Annotated in this window: 2 protein-coding genes; both read left to right on the forward strand. The window is 47.7% G+C overall.

The features are described from left to right. A partial coding sequence (locus tag V7D78_RS14725; protein WP_333609216.1) for an FHA domain-containing protein occupies nucleotides 1-1,462 on the forward strand: 1,462 nt, incomplete at its 5' end. Nucleotides 1,463-1,501: 39 nt separating this feature from the next. After that, nucleotides 1,502-2,101: vWA domain-containing protein (locus tag V7D78_RS14730; RefSeq protein ID WP_333609217.1), on the forward strand; the 600-nt coding region annotated here is incomplete at its 3' end.

Raw genomic sequence — 2,101 nt, forward strand, 5'->3', positions numbered from 1 at the left:
GGTTATTTCAGCGTTGTATTTGCCGCAAGCCCGCGCAGATTATGTTTATCCTTTGCAGATTGAACGTGCCAATAACCGCAGTGTATCGGCACTGGTGACGAAAATTAATGAGCATCAGTTTATTACTGACGCAGAACTGGTAAAAAGCGCTAACAGCTTGTTTATTATAGATAATAGCGTAACGCCGGCGGCAAAGATTGTCGCCACCGTGGTTTTTGCCGACAATGCCAGACGTATAGCTGTTTTATCTGCCAGTAATGTTTCAGGTAAGGCAGTAACCCTGGCTGCTCAGGACCAGACTGTTGGTGGACAGCTACTGCTGTTAACTGATGCGGCTAGCCTACCGACATTGGTGCAGCGTTTTGAGCCGGTAAAAGATTTAGCGCCAGGCAATATTTATGTGCATACCGCCTTGTATAACAACCAGCAGTGGGCGGCACCGTTGCTCAATAACTGTCAGCAATTATTAGGCTTAAGTGTTTTTGAAAGCAGTTTATTTAACCGGATGCAGCTGCCGGAAGTGATCGCTTATGGCACGTCATCAGCGGCATTAAAGGCGGTATTAACCGAGCAAAAAATTAATTTCACGCTAGCCCCTGAGCGCTGTTTGTCTGATGTTGAGCAAGCTACGGCTAACGCCGAAAAAGCGGCACAAGATGCTGCAACTGCAAAAGCGGCTCAGGAAGCCGCTGATGCAGCAGCTCAAAACACCTTAGCTGAGGCGCAAAAGCAAGCTGACATCGCCCGGGCCGCAGCAGATAAACTGTTGCAGGAAGCCAAAGACAACGCCGATAAAATTGCGCAAGAGCATGCTGAAAAGCTAAAGCAAATAGAGGAGGCTATTGAAAAAGCGGAACTGGAACGAGCTGAAGCAGAAACACTTCGTCAGCAAGCAGAGCAAAAGGCCGATGAGGTAGCAGAGAAAAACAAAGCAGCTGAGCAACAAAAACACTATCTTTTATTAGGCGGTGCCGCTGTGATTGTGCTGCTGTTGCTGGTATTTATGCTGGTCATGCGCAAGCGTAAACAGGCAATACAAGCTAAAGAGGCCGAATTACAGCAACAGAAGCAGCATGCCTCTGGCCTGGCTAAGGACAATGAGCAGTTGGTAGGCAAAGTGGCGCAAATGCAATTGAGTTTTAATGATGTGTTACTGGATGGCACAACCCATGATGGTCGTAAAATACGCATTAAAATTAACGGTAAAGCGCTGGCTCAGAGCACTGAACAAATTATTGGCCGTGAAACCAGTCAGGTAGATTATCCTATTGCTGAGTCTGAAATTTCCCGCCGCCATCTGCGGCTATTGCTGCGAAATGGTACTTTGCTGGTGGAAGATCTGCAAAGCCAGAATGGCAGTTGGCTGAACCATAGTCCGCTGCTTGCGGGCGAGCCGGTAGAGCTTGTGTCGGGATCGGTACTGCGTCTCAGTACCATAGTGTTTCAGGTTAGCTACCTTTAATTTGCGCTGTTATCTCGCCAGTATAAAAGGGGCCGACATATGAAAATACGCAACAGAGATATTAATATTTTTAGTATGTCGGCTTTGGATTTATTTGCCTCTGCCATGGGGGCCTTTATTTTACTGGCCGTTATTGCGTTGCCTTTTTTTGGCAATATTTCGAAAATTCCTACGGAAGCACCGTTGCAATGTCCTGAACCGGTGATTTGCCCCAAACCTGTTCCTTGCCAGGTCTGCCCGCCACCCACTCCCCCGGGCTTTCAGAAAATGGATAAACTTGATCTGGTGGTGGTGTTAGACATCTCCGGCAGTATGAGTGCAGAGATAAATAGCTTAAAAGCTGAGATCCGTGATATTGCCGCATTATTGGATCGACTGTCAGATTCTGCTGCTTTGCGCCTTGTGGTGTTTGGTGATGACGGCTTTGATATACCTGTTACGCACTTTCCACTCACATTAACCCGCAATGTTGATATTTTACAGGCGCAGCTGCAAAACGTGAAAGTTGACGTGGGCCGTGGCAGAGGCAGTAATAACACTGATGGCGAGGCAGTTTACCCCGGTTTTAGTGAGGCGATGAAAACGCAATGGCGCGCAGATGCCACCCGCAGAACAGTAGTGATTATCACCGATGATGCT

It is taken from the genome of Arsukibacterium sp. (genome assembly GCF_036735525.1).
Classification (GTDB): Bacteria; Pseudomonadota; Gammaproteobacteria; order Enterobacterales; family Alteromonadaceae; genus Alishewanella.